General features: G+C 48.1%; 16 protein-coding genes, 1 tRNA gene and 1 riboswitch. Of the genes, 15 read left to right on the top strand and 2 right to left on the bottom strand.

Features of this window, described 5'->3' with window-relative positions:
- Positions 1-78: 78 nt before the first annotated feature.
- On the top strand, positions 79-1,209 hold the full coding sequence (locus tag GUA98_RS03025; protein ID WP_193722025.1) for a glycosyltransferase family 4 protein: 1,131 nt from the start codon (positions 79-81) through the stop codon (positions 1,207-1,209).
- Positions 1,210-1,316: 107 nt separating this feature from the next.
- Here GUA98_RS03025 and GUA98_RS03020 read toward each other — a convergent pair whose 3' ends face one another.
- The gene (locus GUA98_RS03020) at positions 1,317-2,375 is read right to left on the bottom strand and encodes a hypothetical protein (RefSeq protein WP_193722024.1); all 1,059 of its coding nucleotides are present in this window, start codon (positions 2,373-2,375) and stop codon (positions 1,317-1,319) included.
- Between the two features lie 203 nt (positions 2,376-2,578).
- On the opposite strand from GUA98_RS03020, the gene GUA98_RS03015 reads away from it, so the two are divergent.
- From GUA98_RS03015 to GUA98_RS03000, 4 genes are all read left to right on the top strand, one after another.
- Positions 2,579-3,160, top strand: a complete 582-nt coding sequence (locus GUA98_RS03015) for a xanthine phosphoribosyltransferase (RefSeq protein WP_095358832.1) — start codon at positions 2,579-2,581, stop codon at positions 3,158-3,160.
- Positions 3,161-3,256: 96 nt separating this feature from the next.
- A complete protein-coding gene (locus GUA98_RS03010) occupies positions 3,257-3,586 on the top strand; it encodes a hypothetical protein (RefSeq protein ID WP_095287969.1) in 330 nt (109 codons plus the stop codon).
- A gap of 118 nt (positions 3,587-3,704) precedes the next feature.
- The gene (locus GUA98_RS03005; protein ID WP_095358831.1) at positions 3,705-3,920 is read left to right on the top strand and encodes a hypothetical protein; all 216 of its coding nucleotides are present in this window, start codon (positions 3,705-3,707) and stop codon (positions 3,918-3,920) included.
- Positions 3,921-4,050: 130 nt separating this feature from the next.
- The gene (locus tag GUA98_RS03000; RefSeq protein WP_193722023.1) at positions 4,051-4,380 is read left to right on the top strand and encodes a carboxymuconolactone decarboxylase family protein; all 330 of its coding nucleotides are present in this window, start codon (positions 4,051-4,053) and stop codon (positions 4,378-4,380) included.
- A gap of 80 nt (positions 4,381-4,460) precedes the next feature.
- On the opposite strand, the gene GUA98_RS02995 is transcribed toward GUA98_RS03000, so the two are convergent.
- Positions 4,461-4,925, bottom strand: coding sequence for a C40 family peptidase (locus tag GUA98_RS02995; protein ID WP_127536424.1), 465 nt, complete (start codon positions 4,923-4,925; stop codon positions 4,461-4,463).
- 5 nt (positions 4,926-4,930) lie between these two features.
- A riboswitch (cyclic di-AMP (ydaO/yuaA leader) is annotated at positions 4,931-5,062 on the bottom strand.
- A 361-nt stretch (positions 5,063-5,423) separates the two neighbouring features.
- Here GUA98_RS02995 and GUA98_RS02990 point away from each other — a divergent pair.
- The 10 genes from GUA98_RS02990 (at position 5,424) to GUA98_RS02945 (ending at position 24,895) form a co-directional block, all read left to right on the top strand.
- Positions 5,424-5,508: transfer RNA gene (locus GUA98_RS02990), tRNA-Leu, on the top strand.
- Between the two features lie 348 nt (positions 5,509-5,856).
- A complete protein-coding gene (locus GUA98_RS02985; RefSeq protein WP_227779403.1) occupies positions 5,857-9,744 on the top strand; it encodes a X2-like carbohydrate binding domain-containing protein in 3,888 nt (1,295 codons plus the stop codon).
- A gap of 123 nt (positions 9,745-9,867) precedes the next feature.
- Positions 9,868-12,231, top strand: coding sequence for a helix-turn-helix domain-containing protein (locus GUA98_RS02980; protein WP_227779361.1), 2,364 nt, complete (start codon positions 9,868-9,870; stop codon positions 12,229-12,231).
- Between the two features lie 328 nt (positions 12,232-12,559).
- Entirely contained in the window at positions 12,560-13,444 is an 885-nt protein-coding gene (locus GUA98_RS02975) for an ABC transporter permease (RefSeq protein ID WP_227779402.1), read from the top strand.
- A 17-nt stretch (positions 13,445-13,461) separates the two neighbouring features.
- Positions 13,462-14,361: a carbohydrate ABC transporter permease gene (locus GUA98_RS02970; protein WP_186811980.1), complete on the top strand. Its 900-nt coding sequence runs from the start codon at positions 13,462-13,464 to the stop codon at positions 14,359-14,361.
- Positions 14,362-14,424: 63 nt separating this feature from the next.
- A complete protein-coding gene (locus tag GUA98_RS02965) occupies positions 14,425-16,071 on the top strand; it encodes an extracellular solute-binding protein (RefSeq protein ID WP_193722021.1) in 1,647 nt (548 codons plus the stop codon).
- Between the two features lie 155 nt (positions 16,072-16,226).
- Positions 16,227-18,611, top strand: coding sequence for a glycosyl hydrolase family 95 catalytic domain-containing protein (locus GUA98_RS02960; protein WP_193722020.1), 2,385 nt, complete (start codon positions 16,227-16,229; stop codon positions 18,609-18,611).
- 152 nt (positions 18,612-18,763) lie between these two features.
- Positions 18,764-20,815 carry an alpha-galactosidase gene (locus GUA98_RS02955; RefSeq protein ID WP_321573828.1) on the top strand — a complete coding sequence of 684 codons (2,052 nt, stop codon included), beginning with the start codon at positions 18,764-18,766 and terminating at the stop codon, positions 20,813-20,815.
- Between the two features lie 111 nt (positions 20,816-20,926).
- A complete protein-coding gene (locus GUA98_RS02950; protein WP_193722018.1) occupies positions 20,927-23,257 on the top strand; it encodes a glycosyl hydrolase family 95 catalytic domain-containing protein in 2,331 nt (776 codons plus the stop codon).
- A 96-nt stretch (positions 23,258-23,353) separates the two neighbouring features.
- A complete protein-coding gene (locus GUA98_RS02945) occupies positions 23,354-24,895 on the top strand; it encodes a response regulator (protein ID WP_193722017.1) in 1,542 nt (513 codons plus the stop codon).
- Positions 24,896-24,992 lie beyond the last annotated feature (97 nt).

Raw genomic sequence — 24,992 nt, 5'->3', positions numbered from 1 at the left:
TTTACTGAAACATACGTTCTAATATATCATGATTGAAGATGTACTGAAAGACTGAAGCTAGAAAGGGGGAAACTAACGGTGAAATTGCTGCAGGCGCTTTTCTTTCCTCCGGAGCAGCCCGGAGGTGTATCCTCTATGATTCCGTATATGCAGGAGAGGTTTACTTCCCCGAGGTGGGAGATGGACTTGTTCTCTCTGCCGAAGCGAATTCGCAACAAGGGCAGGGAGGACGTGCAGTTCGAAACGTTCGATTGGACCAAGTATCAGGAGAGTCCTGTCGTTCAAAAATATATGCAGACTTACCGTGATTATTTATGGTGGACGAAGCTGCGGATTCAGAAGCCTTATGACTTGATTCACGCTCACCATCCCATTGCAGGTCTTGCCATGAAAAGTGTTTTTCCAGATACACCGCTCATTCAAACCATTCACTCCAGTTATGAGCGTGAGTTGATTTTAAATGGACGAATTGAGCCAGGCGGTCTGGATCATCAGTTTTTGATTGCCATTTACGGCGAGCTGGAGCATCAGGCAGAGCGGTTGTTAACCGTCTCCGAGTCTTTTCGGCAGTATTTAACTCCTTACGTGAAGCAGCCTGACGTCATTGGCATTATTCCAAACGGATTTGATGAGAAACGTTTTAAACCTATTCCTCATGATAATGCGATCCCGCAGCTGGTTACGGTGTGCCGCCTTGTCCCGGCCAAAGGACTGGATATTTTGTTCAAAGCCTGTGCGGAACTCAAAGGTCGAGGGCATGACTATGTTTTACATATTATCGGGGATGGACCGATTCGACCTGATTTGGAAGAGTTGGCTCAGCGTTTGGGTATCTATAACGAGACTATTTTTTATGGATACACCCTGCATCCGGAAGAGTTCATGCCATTTTTCGATATATTTGTACTTCCTTCCAGGGCAGAGGCGTTTGGTTCCGTGTTTGCCGAGGCAGCACTGAGTTGTCTTGCACTTATAGGTACGGATGTGGGTGGAATTCCTGAACAGATTGAGAACGGCAGCAACGGGCTGCTTGTTCCCCCTGAGGATCCTTCGGCACTTGCTGAGGCGTTGGAGAAAGTTATGGTTGATCCCTCGTATCGTTACGAACTTGCACGCTCGGCGTGTGAGAAGGCCAAAACGCACTATTCTTTGGGCAGATCGGTTAATGAACTGAAAAAGCTGTACCTGCAATATGCGAGCAAAGCCTAGATTCATTCCTGAAAATAAAATAAACAGAAGAAGCCGCTGGAAACAGCGGCTTTTTGATTGCGAGAATATGGTTTTGAAATGTAATACATGTTGGAACGCAGTATAATTTACAGGTTTTTATGTCTCGTACGAAAGCTTCCCCAACGGTCGATTACCAATCTGCCGGCCCAGACTAGGGCAAGGGTGCCGAAGATTGGATAGAGAATGGATAGGAGAGAACTGAATCCAAACTGGCTGAGTGAGTAGCACAGCATCATAATGGTTAATGTAATTAATCTAGGGGGCACTTGTAAGTGCTGACCAAGCTGAAGAGTCATACCATAGATGTCTGCGACGAATGTTGTGAATATTTCCATGAAGATCAAAGTTACATACACGGATTGAACAGCCCATCCAAGTTGGAAGGCGATGCTCCCCATCGGAATTTCGAACTGCATGATCCCTGGCATCTGGGCTGACATGGCGAAATGGGCGGCTAACAGCATGAAGCCTACACCGATTCCGCCGAGTACACCGCCCCATTTCAGGACATTACGATCACGGATCTGATTGCCTACCGGCACCAGAACAGCTTGGGCCAGTACCAGATTGAAGGAGGAATACAATAGTGGAGACAGCCACACCTTTATAGGATTGGTATCTGTAGTCAGCGTAACGAACCGTAAGGCACCGGGATGGTGTATGGTGCTTGTAATCATGAGGATGGACAACAGGAGCATCATCGGCACCACAATGCTATTCATTTGCAATATGGCTTTGATGCCTCGTCCAAGAAGCAGGTACGTTCCCACTATCGTAATAATCAAACCAGTCTGGTAATGCAGTCCAAGATGCTCCACGAAGACAGAGCCTGCTCCGGCGAGCATTACACTGTTTACACCAATAAGTATCAGAAGCGTTATCCAGGTAATCCACTTTCCAGCCTTATGGCCAAATAGGTGCTTGTTCAGGTCCTCGTAAGAGCGGGAGCCGGTATCATGGGCGATGAGCATCATTTTGGTGCCCAGCCAGACAAATAGTATGGTCGATAAGCCAATGGTGATGGTGGCCCATTTGCCATACTGGGTAAAAAACTGCAGTATTTCCTGCCCTGTCGCGAAGCCTGCTCCTACAACCGTTCCGATGTATGTAAATGCGATCTGCAGCACCCGGAATGCCTGTTTCATGCGTTTCCCCTCTCAGGCCCCATAATAGTTTGGACATGCGGGTACCATGGTACAAGGTATGCTTGACCCTGGTAACTCATGACAATTGTAAGAAGCTTTCGTTCTCAGAATCGGTCAATGATGGAGGAAAGCCGATTTCGCTTGAACTGACAGCCTCATCTATGATACTTTTACCTCATAGGATAGGCTTGGGAGGTCGAATGATGGAAGTATTAAAACAACGAATATTACAAGAAGGCGTAGTCATCTCGGATCAGGTGCTGAAGCTGGACGGATTATTGAATCACCAGATTGATCCTGCACTGACAATGGAGATGGGCCGCGAGTTTGCCGCTCGCTTTCGTGAAAGTGGAGTGACACGGGTCATAACGGTGGAGTCTTCAGGGATCCCGGTTGCTTTTGCCGCAGCACATGAACTTGGGGTGCCGCTCGTATTTGCCCGTCGAAAAAAGACACTTCTGGCAGATCCCGATGCCTACTGTGAACGTGTACCTTCCTTTACCAAAGGGATCGTAACCGATATTATGGTATCCCGCGAATATATTCATGAGAATGACCGTATTTTGTTTATAGACGATATTATCGCCAACGGAGATGCAGCTCGCGGTGTCATTAAGATCATTGAACGTTCAGGGGCGGAGCTCGTCGGATTCGGTGTCGTGGTCGAGAAATGTTTTCAGGCCGGTGCACGTACGATCCGTGAGCAGGGCATTCCGGTGGAAGCCTTGGTGCGCATTCGTTCACTGAATGATGGAACCGTGCAATTCGACGATAACCAAATGTGACAGTTTAAAGGAAAAAGCCTATTTTTTGAACAATGCCTTTGCATGACCGCGAATTTCATTTATAATGGGGTTATGTTAGGGAGAGGAGGCAACACCATGGGGAACCAACCGGCATCAGAACAATTTTTTATTGAAAAGCTGGCGGAGTCGAAAGTTCATTTTGAACGTGCCCTGGATTGTAAACATACGGAATTTGATGACCTTTATCCCTATATGATTGAACATCCTCAATTTTTCTGGTACAAACGCTATGTTGCCTGGTCAGAGTTGCTGACCATTGTAGGCTTGTGTGAAGAGTTGTCCTTCGCTTGGAAAGAACAATTTACACCACATCAAGTGGAGTACCTTGAAGAACGTGTGATGTCCGCCAAAGTGCTTGATTTTTGGTTCGAGAAGAACGACAGCAAAGAGCACGCGCAGCGGTAACTTTCAGTCGGGATATTTTTCGAATGACATAACAGTCCAATACAGTCACGTGAGACCTAAATGACTCTTCATTTAGGTCTCTTTTTGTAAATTATTTTGAAACATAGGAGCCATAGACATGATTAGTGATGCAGAATTAGATGCACTGCGCTTATCGGGTGAAAAAGTAAGAGTGGTACGGGATGGTCTGGAGTCCAACGATGTAACAGGGATTGTCGTTGCTTGGGATGGGGAACAGGTGCTTATCCGTCGCCAGAACAGACGTGTGGTCAAGCTGGACCGCAGTTATCGCTATCAGCTCTTTAGTGAACCACGCCAAAGTCCGGCTGAATGAATAGAGCCGCTCTGGAGTCGGAATGCATGGAATTACCATGGATGGTTTGGCATAATTCCGCCACTCGGGAGAGAAGATAGATACAGCGAGAATTCGTAAACTTATCAGCCGAGAGGATGTGCGGGTAGCCATGACATTGATGAATGATAAGGTACATGCCTACAAGGATCAGATTGGAGAATTAAGCGATGTGTTGCCTGGCGTAGTCAAAGCGTATCACGATTTTACAGGTGAATGCTTTCAGTCAGGTGCCATCGACGCCAAAACCAAGCAGCGGATTGCCCTCGGCATCGGATTGTTTGCCAATAACGAAGTATGTACGTTTTACCACGTAGAAGAGGCCCGTGCGAAGGGCGCAACCGATCAGGAGATTATGGAGACGGTTGCGGTAGCTGGAGCGGTAGGCGGCGGTCACGCGCTGTCTCAAGGCGCAATGCGTGTGCAAAAAGCGTTGCACTAAGGTTTTTCCTGCAAGTGAGTCTGAATAACCAGACAGCAAAACAGGCTCTGGATCATTCCAGAGCCTGTTTCTTGTGCAACTTATATTTTTCCAAGCATCTTGTTATACATAAATTGTCCGGTCACCCGGCGCGCTGTTACATAGCGGTCACTGAAGTATGGATTCGACATTTTGGTGATGCTGACACCTTTACTGCTGGAAGCATGAGCGAATTGCCCGCCTCCGATGTATACGCCTGTATGCGAAATGCCGCTGCCTGAAGTGTTGAAGAATACCAGATCACCTGTGCGGATATTGGCTTTGGATACCGGAGTACCCGCCTTGGCTTGCTGCTGTGAAGTACGTGGCAATTCAATGCTATATTTTTGGAAAATATATCTCATAAATCCAGAGCAATCAAACCCGGCCAGCGTCGTGCCGCCCCACTTGTAAGGTATTCCAGTCATGTTGTTAACGACGGTGTTGATACTGCTCGCCTCAGTGCTTGCTGCACCAGATGTAAATAGAACGGCTGCGCCAAAAATAGAAATGATCAGTTTTTTCAAAATCAATGTTCTCCCTTCGATGCCTACGGAGTTAGCTAAGGGTTCGGTAGAAGGTTCCCTATATTTCCTATGTATAAGAATAATTCACCCAAAATGGTTCCCCCGTTTTCAAACATGAAACTCGGCAAATGAATAATTAATATTTTGTAACCTTTTGAAACTATATTGCATAAATGCGTAATTGTCAAACCTTTCTTCCTTCTGCAATGTTAACGGAATTCAAGACTTTTTGTGGAAAGTAGTAGTTCTCCATGTTTATTTATGATGACAAAAACGTAATTTGTGTTTCATCAGCGCAAAAATTGGACAAATAAGTAAATTGGAGTAGTAGAAGAGAGCGTGATTCATTTTTAGCAGGGAAAGTCAGTTCTCAAGTAGATTTTATACCTTTTAGTCATCTTAGTTTTATACTAAATCATTTAAGTGTTGACACACGGAATTTCACATGATATATTATTTCTTGTCGCCGCGATAGATTATCTCGGAGATATGCCATATGCGGTCGTGGCGGAATTGGCAGACGCGCACGGTTCAGGTCCGTGTGGGCTAACCCCCCGTGGAGGTTCGAGTCCTCTCGACCGCATCATAAGAAGAAAAGGTTTCTCGTTAGGCTAACGCCTGCGGGAGACCTTTTTTTATGTCTTTTTACTTGACCATAAGACCATAACTACGATACACACATCGTTACTTAAACAACGTCCTCCGAATCGATCTGATGGCAGCAGTTTACTTGCAAAATCTCCGGTGTAAGGGGGAGAAATGCCTGTTCTATGGCTGTGGTACCCCCGCTTTCATGGTGAAATGTACGCAAAATTCCGAATTGTACCTACCCTGAGCATAATACATCCACTATTCTTTTCACGTAAGGTAAGCGCTATCATTATGGATTTGAATTCACTATTTCAGAGGGGGTAGGGATGATTTGAAGCGAATGGGTAAACGGATGGCGATGGTTTTTCTGGTGTTCATCTTTGCGGCAGTTCAGTTTGGATTTACAGGGACTAAAGGTCGTGTGGTTGAAGGGGCTGCAGAGACAACATTAGCTGAGAAACCTTACATGGGCTGGAGCAGTTACAGTATGCAGGTGTATGACCCTTCCGTAAAATGGACATCAGCGGAGAGCATCAAGAAGCAATCGGATGCCATGCGCGAGAAGTTACAGGCTCATGGCTATGAATATATCAATATTGATGCGGGATGGAACGGAGATAATGATGAATACGGAAGACCGATTCCTAACCAAGAACTGTATCCAAACGGATTCCAGGAGGTTATCGACTATGTTCATAACAATGGTCAGAAGATCGGGATCTATCTGATTCCCGGATTGTCCATTGATGCATACAATAAAAACCTCGAGATTTACGGGACGGGCGGAGCTTGCCGAATGCAGGATATTGCTTATCAGCCACTTACCGTGATGGATGCTTGGAATGCGTATACCTACAAGATTGATTTTTCGAATCCATGTGCTCAGAAATACATCGATTCCATTGCAGATCTTCTGGGCGAGTGGGGCATTAACTTTGTCAAATTCGACAGCGTGACTCCAGGATCAGGCATTAACAATCTGAGCCGGGATGCACGAGGCGATGTGGAGGCTTGGTCCAAAGCTTTGGCAAGGCATAATATCTGGTTCGAGCTTTCATGGGCACTGGACCATAACTACGTGGATTTCTGGAAAAAGCACGCTAATGGCTGGCGTATCGATTGGGACGTCGAAGCATACGACAGCAATGTGGGATTGACGCAGTGGGCTAATATTGCTCGATTGTTTCCAATCGCTGCGCTTTGGTGGCGTGATGCAGGACCTGGCGGGTGGAATGATTTTGACTCGCTAAACGTGGGCAATGGTTCCATGGATGGGCTCACCAAGGATGAACGGAAGACAGCCATGACATTCTGGGCGATCTCGTCTGCACCGTTGTATACAGGGAATGACATGACCAGGCTGGACAGCTATGGACTTGAACTTCTTACCAATGATGAAGTGATCGCTGTCAATCAGGCTGGACGTCCGGCTCATCCGGTATCGATGGATACTCAGCAGCAGGTATGGTACGCCAATAACGGAGATGGAACGTACAGTGTGGCTCTCTTTAATCTGGGCAACCGGAGTACTGAGGTCAAGGTCAATTGGAGCGATATCGGTCTGGAAGGACCTGCATCGGTCCGTGACCTGTGGAGCCATTCCGAACTGGGTACGTTTAACGAGGGATTTAGCAGTGGTTTATTGGAACCTCATGCTTCCCGCATGCTGAAAGTCAAGGCGCTGAGCGGAACATCGACGGTGAATGACGATGATACAGGCATGCGGTATACCGGAGATTGGAAGCGAAATGGAGGCAAGGAACAATTAGAGGGTTCACAGGACCTGACGATAGCGATTCAGGATTCCACAGGCAATGATAGAACGATTGCTGATCCAGCGAGCGATTCCAATGTAGCAGATGAACCGACTGCTGTACCAGCCGTTTCAGGAGACGATACCACGGTTACCGAGGTGGTCTACGTTAACGATGACGACAGTGAGATACGGTACACAGGTTCATGGAATGCGAATACTGGCAGGGGTTTCGGTGACTTCAATGACGATGTGCATTATACGGAAAAAGACGGCGATTATTTTGAATATACGTTTACAGGTACAGGCATCGAGCTGCTGACAGAGAAGCATCAAGAGCAGGGGGACATGAGCATTATTCTCGATAATGGTGAGGCAGAACGGATAAGCGCTTATACCGATGGAGAAAGGGAAGCCCAGCAGGTGCTGTTCAGCAAAACAGATTTGCCAAGTGGAACACATACCCTGAAGGTTGTTAAGGCATCGGGCCAATACATGCTTCTGGATGCACTCAAGGTAACCAGGGAAAAAGAATCTGATAGGCAGAACAGTGGAATCAGCCCAACCGCTGCAGACTTTGATAAGGCAGTGGATCAGCAAGCGGATGTGAAAATCACGTTAAACCTGAACGGTAATACGTTAACTGGTGTGGAATACAACGGGGACGATCTCGGCGAAGATGACTACGATGTCCTTGACAATACGTTAACGATCAAGAAACAATACCTCACTCAGCTGCCCGTGGGCACAACGAAGTTTAACGTGGTATTTAGCGCGGGGGATCCGCAGACGCTCACGATTAAGGTTATTGACACCTCCGGAATCCGATTCTCGATGATTAACAATGACGATCCCGCGATCAAGTATAGCGGAAACTGGTCACGCAGCACGGGAAGAGGATTTGGCGACTATAAGGATGATGTGCATTACGCCGAGCAGAACGGCGATTATTTTGAGTATGAATTCAGAGGAACGGGTATTCAGTTTTTTACGGAAGTGGATCCGTCCCAGGGCGACATGGATATTTACGTGGATGGTGAGTTTAAGGAAACGGTAAGTGCTTACCGTGACGGACGTTTGGCGCAGCAAAAGGTCTATAGTGTCTCAGGGCTGCCAGATGGGCTGCACACGCTTAAAGCCGTGAAAAAGTCAGGGCGGTTCATGCTGCTTGACTTCCTCAAGGTGGAGATTCCCAATATCATTCAGCCGGTGAGTGCTGTTTTTGACAAAGCTGAATCTGCTCAAGCCGATATTGAAGTGACACTTTTGCAGGAACCGGAAAGTTTCAAGAAGATTATGAATGGCTCACTTGAGCTGGTTAAGGGAACTGATTATGAGGTAACAGGGGATAAGGTGACGCTTAGAAAATCCTACCTTGCTGCGCAGCCTCTCGGCACGTTGAACCTCCGTTTTATTTTTGGCGGCGATTATCTCAATGATGTTCATTATTCAGCGGTAAACGGTGATTCCTTTGAGTATGTCTTCAAAGGTACCGGCATCCGTATGATTACTCCGACTGGGCCGCAGCAGGGTGAGGTGGAGATCTACATTGACGGAAATCTGGTGCAAACCGTAGATACGTACAGTGAGGGACGTAAAAATAGACAGGAAATCTACAGCATAACAGGCCTGACGAGTGGTGTGCATACGCTGAAGGCTGTCAAAAAGTCTGGTGAGCTCATGCTCACGGATCAACTGAAATTTACGATAGCTGCTGGGGACAGCGGGCCAACAAATCCAACAAACCCAACAAATCCGAGCAATCCATCAGGACCTTCTAATCCAGGGGGACCGTCATCTCCTGTTGTACAGCCTCCAGTTACTCCGGCTCCGGAAACAGAATCGGGAGAGGAATCCTCCGGGAATACGGAGACGACTCGGCATACGGCGTACATTAACGGTTATAAGGACGGATTGTTTAGACCAAATAACAAGATCACTCGCGCAGAGATGGCAATCATACTCGCCAAAGTCGTTGAAAAAGATGCTGCATCAGCAGATGTGACGTTCAGTGATGTGAGTTCTTCCCATTGGGCTGCAGCAGCTATCGACAAGGTTGCAAAAATGGGATTGATGCAAGGCTACAAGGATGGCACATTTAAACCGAATCAGTCCTTGACCCGTGCAGAGATGGCGAGTTTGGTTGTGAGCCTGGCTCCGGATACGACCAAACCAGGCAGCGGGTTCTCTGATATTGGCAGTCATTGGGCTAAAGATGCGATTCAAAGAGCCCAAGGCCTGGGAATCCTGACAGGTTACAAGGTCGGAACCTTCCGGCCGAATGCTGAGCTGACAAGAGCAGAAGCCGTTGTTGTCATTAACCGGGTGTTGGGAAGAGGCCCGCTTAAGGGAGTTTCACAGCCTCAGTGGAAGGATGTATCACCTTCCCATTGGGCTTTTGGAGACATTGAAGAAGCGTCAGTTAATCATAGTTCGAAGCCTGCTGCAAGTGGTGGAGAGCAAAGGGTTGAATAGCTGAAAATAGTGCTAATTGAGAAGGGGACCACATAGGTCCCCTTCTTTCTGAATCCTTTTAATAAAGGGTGGGCTGTATTAATAAAGCGCAATGAATGAGCTGCTGCACAAGCAAGAAAACAATTGACTAAGCCAAAAAATGATATAATCTGTGATTATGATAGCGCTACCAACAACTCGGCGATGGAGGGGTTGCCCATTCGAAATTCCAGTGTTTTTCGGAAATTTCTCATTTCGTATGTCATCATTTTGGTCATACCCAGCATAGGTGGCTACATGTCTTATCTGACTTCCATTTCCGTAACGCAGTCCATCTCCATTGAGAATGGGGTTACACAGCTTGAGAAGGGCCAAGAAATATTGGAACGGCGCATGGCTGAAGTCGAAGGCTTCACTAGACAGCTTGCCGTGAATCAGGAACTGAACGTCCTGATGAATGAAAGGGATAACGAAACGAATGTATATGGCATATGGCGAGCCATGGAGAATGTGCTGACATTTGGGCAGACGAATGATTTCCTGCAAAATTATTATATTTATTTAGCCAATTATAATCTAATCCTTACCCCGGGTTCCTCTTACAGGCCGAATCATTATTATGCCGATTTTCATTATACCGATCTATCCCTGGAGGAATGGATGAAGCAAGTATTAAAACAAACGCATCGTAGTGAAATTAAGCCGCTCAGTTCCTATGTCAGCAGAGGCCAGCAAACGTCGGTCATTACATATATGCAATCACTGCCTTTGGACAGCTTCAACGATTCCTCACCGGCGGTAGCTGTCGTCGTCATTGATGAGAAGATGATCGTAGGACTACTGTCCAGTATGACGGACCGATATGGCGGCTGGGTTCACATTAGCGATGCGGAAGGGAGAACCATTGCGCTGAAGGGCAGCGGAGAACCTGAGATGGCCAAGATGATCGCCGATCCGAAATTCGATCCGAGCAAGGTTAGTCAGTTCTATGAGGATGATCTGGTTATCACTACGCAATCGGATTCTAACGGCTGGGTATATCAGGCAGGGATTCCGCGTGACCTCCTTCTGGAAAATGCAAACAAGATCAAGAAGATGAGCATGCTCATTACAGGTGGAACACTACTGATTGGACTGCTCGTTGGGCTGGTGCTTGCCTACCGTCATAGTGCCCCAATCAATCGACTGCTAAGTGTGATGAAGGAGCAATTCGGACGAGAGGACGCGACTTCCAGGAATGAGTTTGATTTTCTAAGCGGAAACATCTCGGATATGATCACCAAGAACAAGCTGCTCGAGACAGAATTGAATCGCCAGCTGCCGCTTGTAAGGGATGCCTTTTTGAAGCGTCTGATCTCCGGTGAATTCAAATCACGGGACGAGATTTGGTCTGCTGCCGAACAGGCGGATATTCATTTGCATCAGGGAGCAGGATATGCGGGTCTCGTTCAGATCAAAGGTTATGGCAGAATGGATAACGTTGATATCCTGAATGAGCTAAATGCTTCTCGGCTGCTGTTGAAGCAGGCGCTGAGCGAGCTTGGCGCTAATGTACAGATGACCGATTGGGGATCGGATAAGGTGGCCGCTTTGTTTTTCTCCACGGATGAGGAAGCTGACACACAACGCACCGTAGAAGATATTACGCAGACGATGGATGAATTGGCCCAGGTTATGTTTCATGATTACCGGATCACCATCCAGTCGGGATTCGGCAATCACTTCTCGTCCGTGACGGAGGTCAGTAATTCCTTCGACCAAGCCAATCAAGCTCTTGAATATGCCATCTACATGAACGCAAGGGGCATGGTGTGGAGCAGTGAGACGCAGACCGAGAACACAACCTATTATTATCCGCTCGACTCCGAGCAGCGACTGATTACAACGATCCGGGCCGGAGAACTTGAGGAAGCCAAGCGGATTGTTGAAGCCATCATGGTACAGAACATGGAGCAGCGTGAGCTATCCATGGAAATGAAACATCAACTGATTGGCGAGATGAAGGGAACCTTTATCAAGCTGCTTGATCAAAAGGCATTTACGGAATACGATTCCATCGAAAACGTCAAACGGCGGGTCATCGACATTGGATCCGCAGAGCCGCTGGAGACCGTTAAGTCTGAATTGTACGAAATCATGGAAGAACTGTGCGGACTGATTGCGAACAAGAAGAAGGATACCCATAGTCAAATCGTTAAACAGATCAAAGCATATACCGCAGAGATGTATTCGGATGCCGAGCTAACCCTATATCGCGTTGCTGAGCACGTTGAGCGGCCTGAAAAATACATTTCTCAACTGTTCAAGGAGTATACAGGGGTTAATTTTTCCGATCATCTGATCAAAGTGCGAATGGATCAGGCGATGATCCTGTTAAGGGACAGTAATTATACCGTGGACGAAATAGCAGCAAGAGTGGGGTACAACAGTTCACATTCCTTCCGGCGTGCTTTTAAACGATTGAATGGTATCTCTCCAAGTGTGTATAGACAGACTCCCTACGAATGAATTCATTCAGGTCTTATGGCCGTGGCCGTGTTGTCCCAAGAGGACGATGCGGTCTTTTTGTTGCAATCTAGCGGTTTATATGGAGAAATGGCCGGTCTGTTGCCGGTTTGTGCCCTCGAAAAAGGGATAACTGTACGCTCTACAGCTCAATTGTACCTGTTAAGAAGACATCCCCATCCACTATGATCAACGTGTAGTAAGCGCTATCATCATTGAACATCACAGACTATAGTCAGGGGGGGTTGTTCTGGAAAAGGAAGTCGTTGTGAATCACAGGTCATTGCCACAGAGAAAAGAAACGAGCTTATGGAGCAATGCCCGCAGGAAAATGAGGAAGCACTGGCAGCTGCATCTGCTGGTGATTCCACCCTTGCTGTTTTTTCTTATTTTCAAGTATTACCCAATGATTAATGCAGTCCTTGCCTTTAAGGACTATAACGTCATTAAAGGTATATGGGGGAGTCCCTGGGTGGGGCTGCAAAACTTCCGTCTGTTCTTCGAAAATCCGTTATTTTGGACACTGGTGAAGAACACGATCCTATTGAGTGGATATTTGCTGCTGGCGGGATTCCCGATTCCAATCATCTTAGCTCTTATGATTAATGAGGTGCGGAGCACGAAGTTTAAAAAGTTCGTACAGCTCGTATCGTTTGCGCCCTATTTCATCTCAACCGTCGTAATGGTATCCATGATCATGCTGTTTCTGGCACCGCGGCTTGGCTTTGCCAACATTGCCCTGAATTTTTTCGGGCTTGAATCGGTCAACTTCCTCGGTGAACCCGGAATGTTTCGCTCGATCTATGTCTGGTCGGATATATGGCAAACCGCAGGATACAGTGCAGTAATCTATTTGGCAGCTCTCGCCGGAATTGATCCGACACTGTATGAAGCGGCCAAAGTCGATGGAGCTTCACGTTTTCAAAAGATCAGACACGTCGACCTCCCAGGCCTTGTGCCAACCATCGTCATTATTTTGATTCTCAATGTAGGAAATGTCATGGCCATTGGCTTCGAAAAGGTCTACCTGCTGCAGAATCCGCTTAATCTAGCCAACTCTGAAATCATTGCAACCTATGTTTACAGCATCGGCTTGTTGAATGCCAACTATAGTTTTGCGACCGCGGTCGGACTTTTCAACTCGGTGATTAACCTCGTTTTGCTGGTTACCGTGAACGGTTTGGCGAAACGAGTGACCAACAATAGTATCTGGTAGGAAAGGAGGGTCCTCAAGTGGCAGCAACGGTACCAAAAAGGATTAGGGAATCTGCCGCCGATCGAGCGTTTCTGATTACGATCTATATCGTGCTCAGTCTCGTTGTACTGGCGGTGATCTATCCTCTGATTTTTATTATCAGCAGCTCGTTAAGCAGCCCGGCAGCCGTTACTTCTGGCCGTGTATGGCTCTGGCCTGTAGATATTTCATTCAGTGGTTACAAGGCACTATTCAACACACCTGAAATCTTAAAAGGGTACGGTAATTCCATCTTTTATACGGTAGTAGGTACTTTTATTAGTGTGGTCCTGACCATCATGATTGCCTATCCGCTATCACGCAGAAGCTTTTTTGGCCGAAATGCCTTAATGATGATCATCACCTTTACGATGATTTTCAGCGGCGGGTTAATTCCGACGTATATGGTTGTGAAGCAGCTTCATCTGATCGACACACGCTGGGCGCTGCTGATTCCTAATGCCATTTGGGTATGGCAAGTCATCATTGCCCGTTCCTTCTTCAAATCCTCCATTCCCGAGGAATTGCTGGAAGCCAGCGAGATGGACGGCTGCAGTGACATGCGCTTCATCTGGAGTATCGTTCTCCCTCTATCCAAGCCCATTATCGCCGTGCTGGTACTCATGTATGCGGTTGGACAGTGGAACGCTTATTTTGATGCTCTTATTTATCTTAAATCGGCTGATCTGTTCCCGTTACAGCTCATTCTGCGCAGCATTATTATTCAGAACAACAGTGCAGGTGCAATGGATGCGGCGAAAATGGTAGAGAGACAGCAGCTTGCCGAGCTGTTAAAATATTCCTTGATTGTGGTGGCTACATTGCCTGTGCTGGTGATCTATCCGTTTGTACAGCGTCATTTTGTACAGGGAATGCTGGTTGGTTCCATTAAGGGTTAATTCACAGCTTGAGTTAGGGAATCATTTTCTTCACCGGTAAATTACTATAGGGAGTGATCCATTTTGAAGAAAAGTCTGACAATCATACTCATGCTGCTCATGGCGTTCACAATGGTAATGAGCGGATGCTCAAGTGACAACTCATCAAGCTCTGAATCAGGAGAGCCGGCTGCAGGAGACGGTCCGGTGAACATCAGTGTATTTTCCGTACAAGAATCGGGGATCGATATCCCGACCAACCAATTCACCAAATTCGTGGAAGACAAGTTCAACATCAAATTCAACTGGCAGATCAATCCGTCGGACGGAGCCAAGGAGAAGCGCCAGATCTCACTGGCAAGTGGTGACTATCCTGATGCCTACCTGCTTACTCATTACATTGACCAATTCTCACAGGCGGATCTTTTGAAATATGGCAAACAGGGCGTCCTCATACCGCTCAACGATCTGATTGATCAATATGCTCCCAACATTAAAGCAGCGATGGAAAGCAACTCAAATTTGAAAACGCTTAACACAGCACCGGATGGCAATATTTATGGCCTTGTTGCTTATACGGAATGTTTCCACTGCTCCTATCCGAGCAAGATGTGGATGAATACGGAGTGGCTCAAAAAACTCAATCTGGAGATGCCCACCACGACGGAGGAATTCAAAAATGTGCTGCAGGCGTTCAAAACGCAGGACCCGAACGGAAATGGAAAAGCCGATGAAGTACCTCTTAGCGGTTCCATCGAGGAATTTGGTGTGCGCATCATTCCATTCCTCATGAATGCCTTTGTGTACGATGATGACCGCAACTATCTGCAAATGGACGGAGGAAAGGTTCAATCCGCAGCCATTACCCCAGAGTGGAAGGAAGGATTGACCTATATCAAATCGTTGTACGATGCAGGTCTCATTGATCCAGGAGCTTTTACACAGAACGCTGAAGCCTTTAAGAAAATTGGGGAAAATGCAGATGCGGAAATTCTCGGCGTCGGGGCAGGAATGCATCCCGCAATCTTCGTAAACATTGATCCTGGTAATACACGATCGGCACATTATAATCCTGTACCTCCGATTACCGGACCGGGCGGCGTATCGTACGCAACGCATGATGGGGGAGGCGTCTCTCCAGGAGCCAAATTCGTCATCACCAACAAGGCAAGTGAAGAAGCGCAGATCGCTCTAATTAAAATGGTGGACTATATGTTTACTGCCGAAGGTCAAACGAACGGGGCGAGTGGTCTGAAAGGGATCGATTGGACCGACCCGGGAGAAGGCGATGTGGCACTCGGCAAGGATTCCAAGCCGATGGTTAAACAGATTCCGATGGCTGAGGGAGAAGCACCGCGCAATGCGGGCTGGAGCGGAATGGCTCATTTCTATATGCCGAAGGAGTATCGGGATACCTTTGTTCAAGGCACGGATATCTATGCTTCCGACGGTTATGAGCGCAGACTGTATGATGCTACGCTGCTGTACGAAGGACATGAGCCAGAAGAGCTGTTCCCGATCTGGTCCGTATGGATTGATCCTACCGAAATTGATGAAGCAAGCTTGCTGCAAACCAATATCCGGAACTACATTGAGCAGAACCAGCTTCAATTCATTACAGGCAACAAGGATCTGAACAAGGATTGGGATGCGTATGTTAAAGGTCTGGAAAACCTGAAGCTGGACCGTTATCTCGAAATTTTGCAAAAGGCCTACGAGGCGTCCAAATAGCAGATAAAAATTCAAACATCAGGTGCCTGAGTTGGACCAGGCACCTGATGTTTGCTGTATCCACAGTCTAAGGATGATGAGAATTGTGCACATAAGTTGATATTTAAGGCAATACAGTCAGTAGCAATGCCAAAATATGATAAGGGAGAGAACCCATGAAACTTCAATATGACAAACCCGCCAGTGTATGGACTGAGGGACTTCCCATTGGTAATGGTCGTCTCGGTGGCATGATTTTTGGAGGAGTAGAGCAGGAGAAAATCAGTCTGAACGAGGACACTTTATGGTCGGGCTATCCTACAGACGGTAATAATCCGGGCGCGAAGGAGGTTTTGCCGAAGGTTCGCAAGCTGATACAGGAGAAACGCTACCAGGAGGCAGATACGCTGACGAGAGAGATGCAGGGACCCTATACGCAATCCTACTTGCCCTTCGGAGATCTGCTTCTTCGTTTTGAGCATGGGGGCATTCATCATTCCTACAAACGGACGCTGGATATAGAACAGGCACTGCACAGCGTTGAATATCAGGTTGGGAACGTTATCTATAAGCGTGAGATGTTTGCTTCGAATCCCCATCAGGTGATGGTGCTGCGTCTGACCGCAAGTGTACAGGGGAAGCTCCATGTGCATGCCGCCCTGGACAGCCCGCTTCGGCATACACTTCAAGCAAAGGAAGACCGTTTCGTATTATCAGGAACCGCTCCGGAACATGTGGATCCCAGCTATGTCACAAGCGATGAACCCATTAGATACGGTGAACCGGGAGCCGGGAAGGGCATGGTTTTCGAAGGACAGCTGGCCGTGACAGCAGAGGATGGACAGGTGATTGTGGATAGTCAAGGAATACATCTGTTGGGGGCAACGGCTGCCACCTTCTATTTCAGTGCAGCTACAAGTTTTAATGGCTATGCCAACATGCCTGAAGGGGAGGGAAGAGGTGTCACAGCGATGAATGATTCACGACTAAACATGGTTACAGCCCAACCATATACAAGTCTGCGGGACGCCCATATCTCGGATTATCGCTCCCTGTTTGACAGAGTGAAACTGCAGCTCGGTACGCCGCTCGCCCCGGAAGGCATGTCTACAAGCCAGCGGATTACGACCTATGCTGCCGAAGATCCGGGACTTGTGGAGCTGCTCTTTCATTATGGACGCTACTTGCTGATCTCAAGTTCTCGCCCTGGTACACAGGCCGCCAATCTTCAGGGAATATGGAATGCACTTACCCGTCCGCCATGGAGCAGCAATTATACCTTGAATATTAACACGGAGATGAACTATTGGCCGGCTGAGGTCTGTAATTTGGCGGAGTGCCATATGCCTCTGCTGGATCTGATCAGTAATCTGGCAGAGAAAGGTGCTGAGACTGCAAAGGTTAACTATGGTACCCGTGGCTGGACGGCTCATCATAACTCGGATCTATGGGCGCATACAGCCCCGGTTGGAAATTACGGAGATGGAGATCCAAGCTGGGCGTATTGGCCAATGGGTGGCGTATGGCTGACTCAGCACTTATGGGAGCATTACGCCTTTAACAGAGACGAAGCGTATTTGAGAACAACTGCCTATCCGATCATGAAGCAGGCGGCACTCTTTGCACTTGATTGGCTTATTGACGATGGAAGCGGAGATTGGACTACAGCCCCATCCACTTCTCCAGAGCATAAATTTCGTACAGCAGAAGGTGTAGCAGCAGTCAGCTCGGGTTCAACAATGGATATTTCCCTGATCTGGGAGTTGTTCACGAATTGCATGGAAGCCGCGGACCGACTTGGAACAGACATGGAATTCAGGGAGGAGCTGAAGAGTGCACGAGAACGCATGCAGCCGCTGCAAGTCGGTAAGTATGGTCAACTTCAGGAATGGTCGGAGGATTTCGAAGATGAGGATACATACCACCGGCATACTTCGCACCTAGTAGGCGTATATCCTGGACGGCAGTTGTCCGAGGAGGAAACACCGGAATGGTTTGCCGCGGCAAGAAATTCACTGGAGCGTCGGGGAGACGAAAGTACAGGCTGGAGCCTGGGCTGGCGTGTTGCTCTCTGGAGTCGGTTCCGGGATGGTAACCGTTCCTTGCGACTGCTCTCCAATATGCTCCGCCTGGTTCAGGACGGGGACACGGAGCAATACAACCATGGCGGAGTGTACGCCAATCTGCTTGGCGCGCATCCGCCATTTCAGATAGACGGTAATTTCGCCGCATCCGCCGGCATTGCCGAGATGCTGGTGCAGTCTCACCTTTCGTATCTTGAATTGCTTCCGGCCCTGCCGGATTCGTGGCAGAAGGGCTGCGTATCCGGGCTGCGTGCCCGAGGCGGTTTTGAAGTTAGCATCTGGTGGGATAGGGGACAGCTCGCCGAAGCGCAGATCACCTCCATGCTGGGTACGGATTGTGTACTCCGTAGTGATGTCCCGCTCATCGTAACTTCGAATGGCACTCGGCTCGACGCCATCCGCATCAAGGCATCGACACTGAAATTTCCGACATCAGCTGGACAAACGTACAGTATTTCAGTGGAGGGTGACCAGTAAACATTTTGCCAAGAAAAGTGTGTTAAATCGCGATATGGATCGGAAGATCGGTGCATGGATTACGGTCTGTCCTGTCTTTATAATGAGGGCAGACTTGAGGGAGGGGATGACCGCTCCCGCCAACCAACCATGCAACGTCGAGGAGGCATATGATGCTAACGAACGATACAGCTGTTGAAGTGCAGCAGAATGACACGCGGATCCAAGTGAGTAACGAACATGTGAATCTGGAGATTCATCTTGAAAATGGTGAGGCTTCTTGCAATAATAACCGCTCTTGTCTTGTTAACGATTTCCGCAGTTCTTTTCGCTGGCAAGGTCGGGAATACAGCACGGAGCACTACGAGAGACATGAGCTGAAAAGCAAGGAAGCCATTGTCCGGGAAGGATTCGGCAAAGGAGTGCATTTGGTGATCCTGCACCAGTCGTCCAAGCTTCCCCAACTAGAACAGCATTTCTATGTATACGAGTCTGTACCATTTGTGCTGGTACAGAGCACAATTCAAAGTGATAAAGAGATCAAGGTCAATCGCTTCGCGGTCGTTCAATCCAAACAGGTATCGCTTAATGCAGGAAATCAACAGGAAGAGCTCAGCATCCTGCGGATTCCTTATGATAACGACAAATGGGTTCGATACACGGTTGTCAAACCTCCAGTGGATGTCGAAAGCTACGAAGCAGCAGTCGTGTTCGAGCCGGATAGCCGCCGGGGAGTGATTCTGGGTTCACTCACGCATAAGGTATGGAAAACGGGTATCCGATTTAAAAGCGAGAAGAGCGGCCGCATCGAAGAGCTGGATCTCTATGGTGGAGCTGTCAGTGGGCTGACCCGCGATTCCCAGCCGCATGGATATGTGACAGGAAAAATCATTGAATCACCACTCGCATTCATCGGATTTTACGAAGATTATAGAGATGGACTCGAAGCTTACGGCCGTGCCAACACTTGGGTGGAGGCCCCACTGCCATGGAAGGGCGGCGTTCCGGTCGGCTGGAACAGCTGGTCTGCAGCGATGAGTACACTCGATTATGACTTGTATACGTCGACTAGTGATTTTTTGAAGAAGGAAGTGCAGCCTCTGGGTTTCCAGAACGAAGAGACCTTATACGTTAACTTTGATGCCTTCTGGGACAACTTTACACCTGAACAGATGAAAGACGCGCTGGACCGGGTACGGAAAAATGGACACAGGGCGGGAACCTATTGGACACCATTTACATTCTGGGGGAGCCCGGAACAGTTCAGCCAAGTTGTGGAAGGGACGGATGGTCAGTATACCTACGGGGATATTCTGCTGAGAGACATGGAAGGCGAGGTTTTGCCCGATGTAGATGGCGGTTTGGCTATAGACCCGACGCATCCTGGTAATCTGCTGAGAATGGACTGGTTTGCGAACAAATTCATCTCGGAAGGATTCGAGTATATTAAGCTGGACTTCCTTGCACATGGTGCCCTCGAAGGGCAGCATTACGACCCAGAGATCACAACAGGGATTGCAGCTTATCGCCATGGCATGTTTTATTTACAGCAAAAGCTCTCACCTGTGGCCATTGGCCGCCCGTTCTTCATGAACCTGTCCATTGCGCCGATCTTTCCGTACGCCTTCGCTCACAGTCGCCGCATCTCCTGCGATGTCTTCGGTACGCTTCAGGATACGGAATACCTGTTAAACTCATTGACCCATGGATGGTGGATGAACAATACGCTGTACCGCTACAATGATCCGGATCATTCGGTGCTGTACAAGAGCTTCAACCAGGAAGCAACTGGCTGGCAGGAAGGAAGAAGTCGTCTTACCGCCTCGGTGATTGCAGGTACGGTATTGCTGCTCGGAGATGATTTCCGTCAGGCAGAGGCTGCGGAGCGGGCAAAAGACTGGCTTGGAAACAAGGAAATCATGAATATCGCCCGGCTCGGCCGAACGTTCCGTCCGCTGGAAGGAGATTGCGGGAAGCAGGCATCAGACGTATTTGTACTGGAATCGCCTGAAGAAAAGAGTTTTTATTTGGCCGTTTTTAATTTTGATGCTGCGAATGAAGCACATAGAACGGTTTCCCTGGAGAGAGCCGGACTGGATGCAAGTGCCGTGTACGGTTATCAGGATTTATGGGAAGGGGCACAAGGGGAAGCCATTGGCCATATGAGCGTAACGCTGGAACCAGCAGAGTCCAAAATATTCAGATTAACGGTGAAAAGAAGCTGACAATCTGCATCAACCTATAAGAGGCGCGCTTATGTTGGACACAGACAGCGCGCTTTATTTTGTTTTCGGCGATTATAGATTAGATTATCCATTTGAACAGGAGGGCGTGAAATGGACGATTTTACATTATGGTACTCCACCCCAGCAGTGAATTGGAATCAAGGATTGCCGCTCGGGAACGGAAGAATGGGAGCTGTGGTCATGGCTGCACCGCATCGTGAAGTGTGGAGCATGACTGAGGTGACCTACTGGTCCGGTCAAGCAGATCCAGAACCGGCTTTTGCAGGAGGGAAGAGGGCGCTGGAGGAGATGCGGCGTCAGCTCTATTCCGGCAATTATGATGAGGGTGATCGTCTTGCAAAGCAATATTTGCAGCCCGACAAGCAGAATTTTGGCACCAATCTGGGGTTGTGCAAGGTTGTCATACAGTTTGCCGAGCAGGGCCCTGACAGAACGCTAGAGGAAAGCTTCCGGCGTGAGCTGGACTTAAACCTTGCGCTGGCCAAAGCTGCCTGGAGGAACAAGGATACAACTGTGTATCGTGAGGTTTTTGCATCGCATGCTGACGACCTGATTGTTTCCAGGGTATGGAGTGATCGCTCTGGGGGCGTATCCTTTTCGCTTCGTCTGGAGGGAGACACGGGATCGTTCCGCACCACAATAATGGATGACTGTACATTGAAGTTTGGGGGCCAGGCTACCGAGAATGTTCACAGCAACGGCAGCTGTGGTGTATCGGCCGAAGGGTACGTGAAGGTCGTTGTCGCTGGTGGTGCGGTTACCGGGAGAGACGGAAGATTGACCGTCCATGGAGCGGATGAGGCCTACATTTACTTTACTGTCAGTACCGATTATCGCAAAACGGGACCGGAGTGGAAACAGGAGAATAGCGTAACACTCGATAAGGCACTAGGCAAAGGATATTCCCTTCTGCGAACGGATCACATCGAGGATCACGCAGAGCAGTATAACAAGTTCGATATTCAGCTTGGGACTGCAAGCAAAAGTAATCTGACGACAGATCAGCGCATCCGGCTGCTGGCTGGAGGTGGGGATGATGATCCCCAGCTTTTTGCGCTATTTCTGCAATATGGCCGGTATCTGACCATTGCCGGTTCGCGTGCCAATTCTCCGCTTCCACTTCATCTTCAGGGAATATGGAATGACGGAGAAGCATGCCGTATGGGCTGGAGCTGTGATTATCACCTGGATATCAATACCCAGATGAATTATTATCCGACAGAGATTACGAACCTGGGAGACAGCCATCTTCCGCTCATGAGGTATGTTGAAGACCTGGCAGCAGCCGGCAAGTCAACGGCACGTAACTTATATGGCAGTGAAGGCTGGGTTGCGCATGTCTTCTCTAACGTCTGGGGATTCACACTTCCCGGCTGGGATACATCGTGGGGGCTGAATGTTACCGGAGGACTGTGGCTCGCCACTCACTTAATGGAGCATTATGAATATAGCCAGGACCGTGCTTTTCTGGAGAGTACAGCGTATCCTGTGCTCAAAGAGGCCGCAGTATTCTATCTGGACTATATGGACATTCATCCCGCATATGGTTGGCTGGTGACGGGTCCATCCAATTCTCCAGAGAATCATTTCTATCCGGGTACAGCTGGCCGTACTGTGCATCAGCTCTCGATGGGAACGACATTAGATCAGATTCTGGTGCTTGAGCTGTTCGAATTTTGCCTGAAGTCGATTGAACTACTGGATCGGGACCAGGAGTTCGGTGAACAACTGAGAGAAGCTGTTGATATGCTGCCACCGCTGCAGATTGGGAAGAAAGGACAGCTCCAGGAATGGCTGGAGGACTATGAGGAAGCACAGCCGGAGCATCGGCATCTGTCACATCTATTCGCCCTGTATCCAGGGCATCAGATCACGCCTGAGCGGACACCTGAGCTTAGTGCGGCAGCAAGAGTGACGATGCAAAACCGGATGCTGCAAGAGGAACTGGAGGATGTGGAATTTACGGCTGCCCTGTTTGGACTTGGTTTTGCGAGGCTGCATGATGGAGAAATGGCCTACAAACATGTCTCGCATCTGATTAGTGGACTGTGCTTCGATAATCTGTTTACGTATTCCAAGTCAGGCATTGCCGGTGCGGAAACCAATATTTTCGTTATTGACGGAAATTTCGGAGGAACAGCGGTCATTGCGGAAATGCTGCTGCAAAGTTACGAAGGCGAAATTCATCTCTTGCCAGCACTGCCGCAGGCTTGGAATAAAGGGAAGGTAACCGGGTTAAGAGCCAAAGGCAATGCCGAAGTAGATGCAGTCTGGGAGGATGGGGAGCTGACATCTGCCACCATCCGTACGTTTACGTCTGAAACGTACACCGTATGCAGAGGAGAGCGGAGAACGACTTTTCAGGCCGAAGCGGGAGGAAGTTACACATTTAATCGTGAGCTGGACTTGATTGATCAATGAATCATGCCAATAAGCAATTGTATCATAACCGATCTGGTCGAATGGGAGAGAAGCCATATAATAGAGACAGAGACAGCTTAAATGGAGGGGACTTCAATGTACAGTATTTTTCTCGTAGACGACGAAGAGCTCGGGCTTGGGATGATGAGAGATTATATTCGCTGGGAAGAGATGGGGATCTACATTATTGGGACAGCGAGCAACGGCAGAGAGGCTTTGGAGAAGATCGAGGTTATTCAGCCTGATATTGTACTTACCGATGTGCAGATGCCCATTTTGAACGGGATTGACCTGGCTCGAAAAATAAATGAGTTGTATGATTCCATTCAAGTGATGTTCCTGACGGGACATGATGAATTCCATTATGTGAAATCGGCGCTTCATGTCGGAGCTGTCGGATATTTGCTTAAACCACTTGATTTGAATGAAATTGAAAGCGTTATTTCGAAAGTGAAACAGCGCTGTGAAGAAGTTGCAATCAAGAAACGTTCCACAGAGGCTGCTAAAGCCACGATTCTAAAGGAGCTGTCCTATGAAAAAGATATGACTCGTGCTGCGGAGCTGGCATCCGACTATAACAGATTGACCCGTCTGCCCGTGACATCAGGGTATGCCTTGGCCTTGTTCAGCATCGATCCCATCGAAGCGGAAGAAGAGCAGCAGAGTCTGGAGGAATGTACCACCCGGCTGGTATCTTATCTGAATTACTATTTCCAGGCGAAGAATCTGAAGGCTACCTTTGTTGATTACAAGGAAGGCGAGACAGGAATATTTATGGAAGCAGACCAACAGCCAGGGTATTACGCCTGGGAGGACTTGGCTGTGGCCATGCGAAGTGCACTCGATTTTACGGTGACTGCAGCGGTAGGAGCCGAAGCTGCCGAATTGTCCAATCTCCACTATTTATATGAGCAAATGCGTGTGATCCTGAACGAGCGTTTCTACGAAGGAACCGGAACGATGATCCATGCAGAAGCTGTATCGAATCAATTGTACAGCGAACATATGCCGCCTTTTGAGAAGAAAGAATGGTTTGAAGCGATACATCAACTGGATTTTGAGTGGGCAGCACAGAAGCTGCATCAATATATTGAAGCCCTGGCTGCTATGCGAATCAAGAAAAAGATGATATGTGACTGGTCCATCGATCTCGTCGATGAGCTGCTTGAGCAGGTGCAGGAGCCCTTTTCGAAGGGGGTTCAACGAGCAGAGCTATATCACTCCATTTATAATGCATCGACATTGCATGAGATCGAGGGGCTGATTCTGGATGCAGCAGGTCATGCCGTGAATCTGCTGGGAGAGCGATTTATGGATAAAAATGAAAAGCTGATTCATAAGGTACGCACCCTCATTGATCAAAATTACAATCATCCGGTTACGATTAACAGCCTCTCTGAACAGGTTTATCTGTCACCTAACTATTTGCGGTCCATTTTCAAGGAAAAGACAGGAATGACCATCCATGATTATTTGACGCGTATCCGGCTGGGCAAAGCAAGGGAAATGCTGGCGGATGGCTCGCTCAAGATTCATGATATTGCTCAGAGAGTAGGCTACGAGAGCACGTCCTACTTCATTTCCCTTTTTCTTAAGAATGAAGGAGTAACACCGAATGAGTACAGGAAAACGATCTGAACGTTTATAAATCGCCCGATTGTTTTGTAAAAGAGAGAAATTCAAATATGAATCGTAACATTGCGATATGGATCAATCCTGTCGCTCTTTTTACAAT

It is taken from the genome of Paenibacillus sp. P13VS (assembly GCF_015143645.1).
GTDB classification, from domain to species: domain Bacteria; phylum Bacillota; class Bacilli; order Paenibacillales; family Paenibacillaceae; genus Paenibacillus; species Paenibacillus xylanilyticus_A.
This window is presented reverse-complemented; position numbering and strand designations above follow the sequence as displayed.

Bases quoted from the DNA above. Each gene is read 5' to 3' on its own strand.
- GUA98_RS03005 (WP_095358831.1), top strand. From the start codon at position 3,705: ATGATTAGTGATGCAGAATTAGATGCACTGCGCTTATCGGGTGAAAAA.
- GUA98_RS02945 (WP_193722017.1), top strand. From the start codon at position 23,354: ATGTACAGTATTTTTCTCGTAGACGACGAAGAGCTCGGGCTTGGGATG.
- GUA98_RS02950 (WP_193722018.1), top strand. From the start codon at position 20,927: ATGGACGATTTTACATTATGGTACTCCACCCCAGCAGTGAATTGGAAT.
- GUA98_RS03015 (WP_095358832.1), top strand. From the start codon at position 2,579: ATGGAAGTATTAAAACAACGAATATTACAAGAAGGCGTAGTCATCTCG.
- GUA98_RS03000 (WP_193722023.1), top strand. From the start codon at position 4,051: ATGACATTGATGAATGATAAGGTACATGCCTACAAGGATCAGATTGGA.
- GUA98_RS02985 (WP_227779403.1), top strand. From the start codon at position 5,857: ATGGGTAAACGGATGGCGATGGTTTTTCTGGTGTTCATCTTTGCGGCA.
- GUA98_RS03010 (WP_095287969.1), top strand. From the start codon at position 3,257: ATGGGGAACCAACCGGCATCAGAACAATTTTTTATTGAAAAGCTGGCG.
- GUA98_RS02960 (WP_193722020.1), top strand. From the start codon at position 16,227: ATGAAACTTCAATATGACAAACCCGCCAGTGTATGGACTGAGGGACTT.
- GUA98_RS02955 (WP_321573828.1), top strand. From the start codon at position 18,764: ATGCTAACGAACGATACAGCTGTTGAAGTGCAGCAGAATGACACGCGG.
- GUA98_RS03020 (WP_193722024.1), bottom strand. From the start codon at position 2,375: ATGAAACAGGCATTCCGGGTGCTGCAGATCGCATTTACATACATCGGA.
- GUA98_RS02975 (WP_227779402.1), top strand. From the start codon at position 12,560: ATGAGGAAGCACTGGCAGCTGCATCTGCTGGTGATTCCACCCTTGCTG.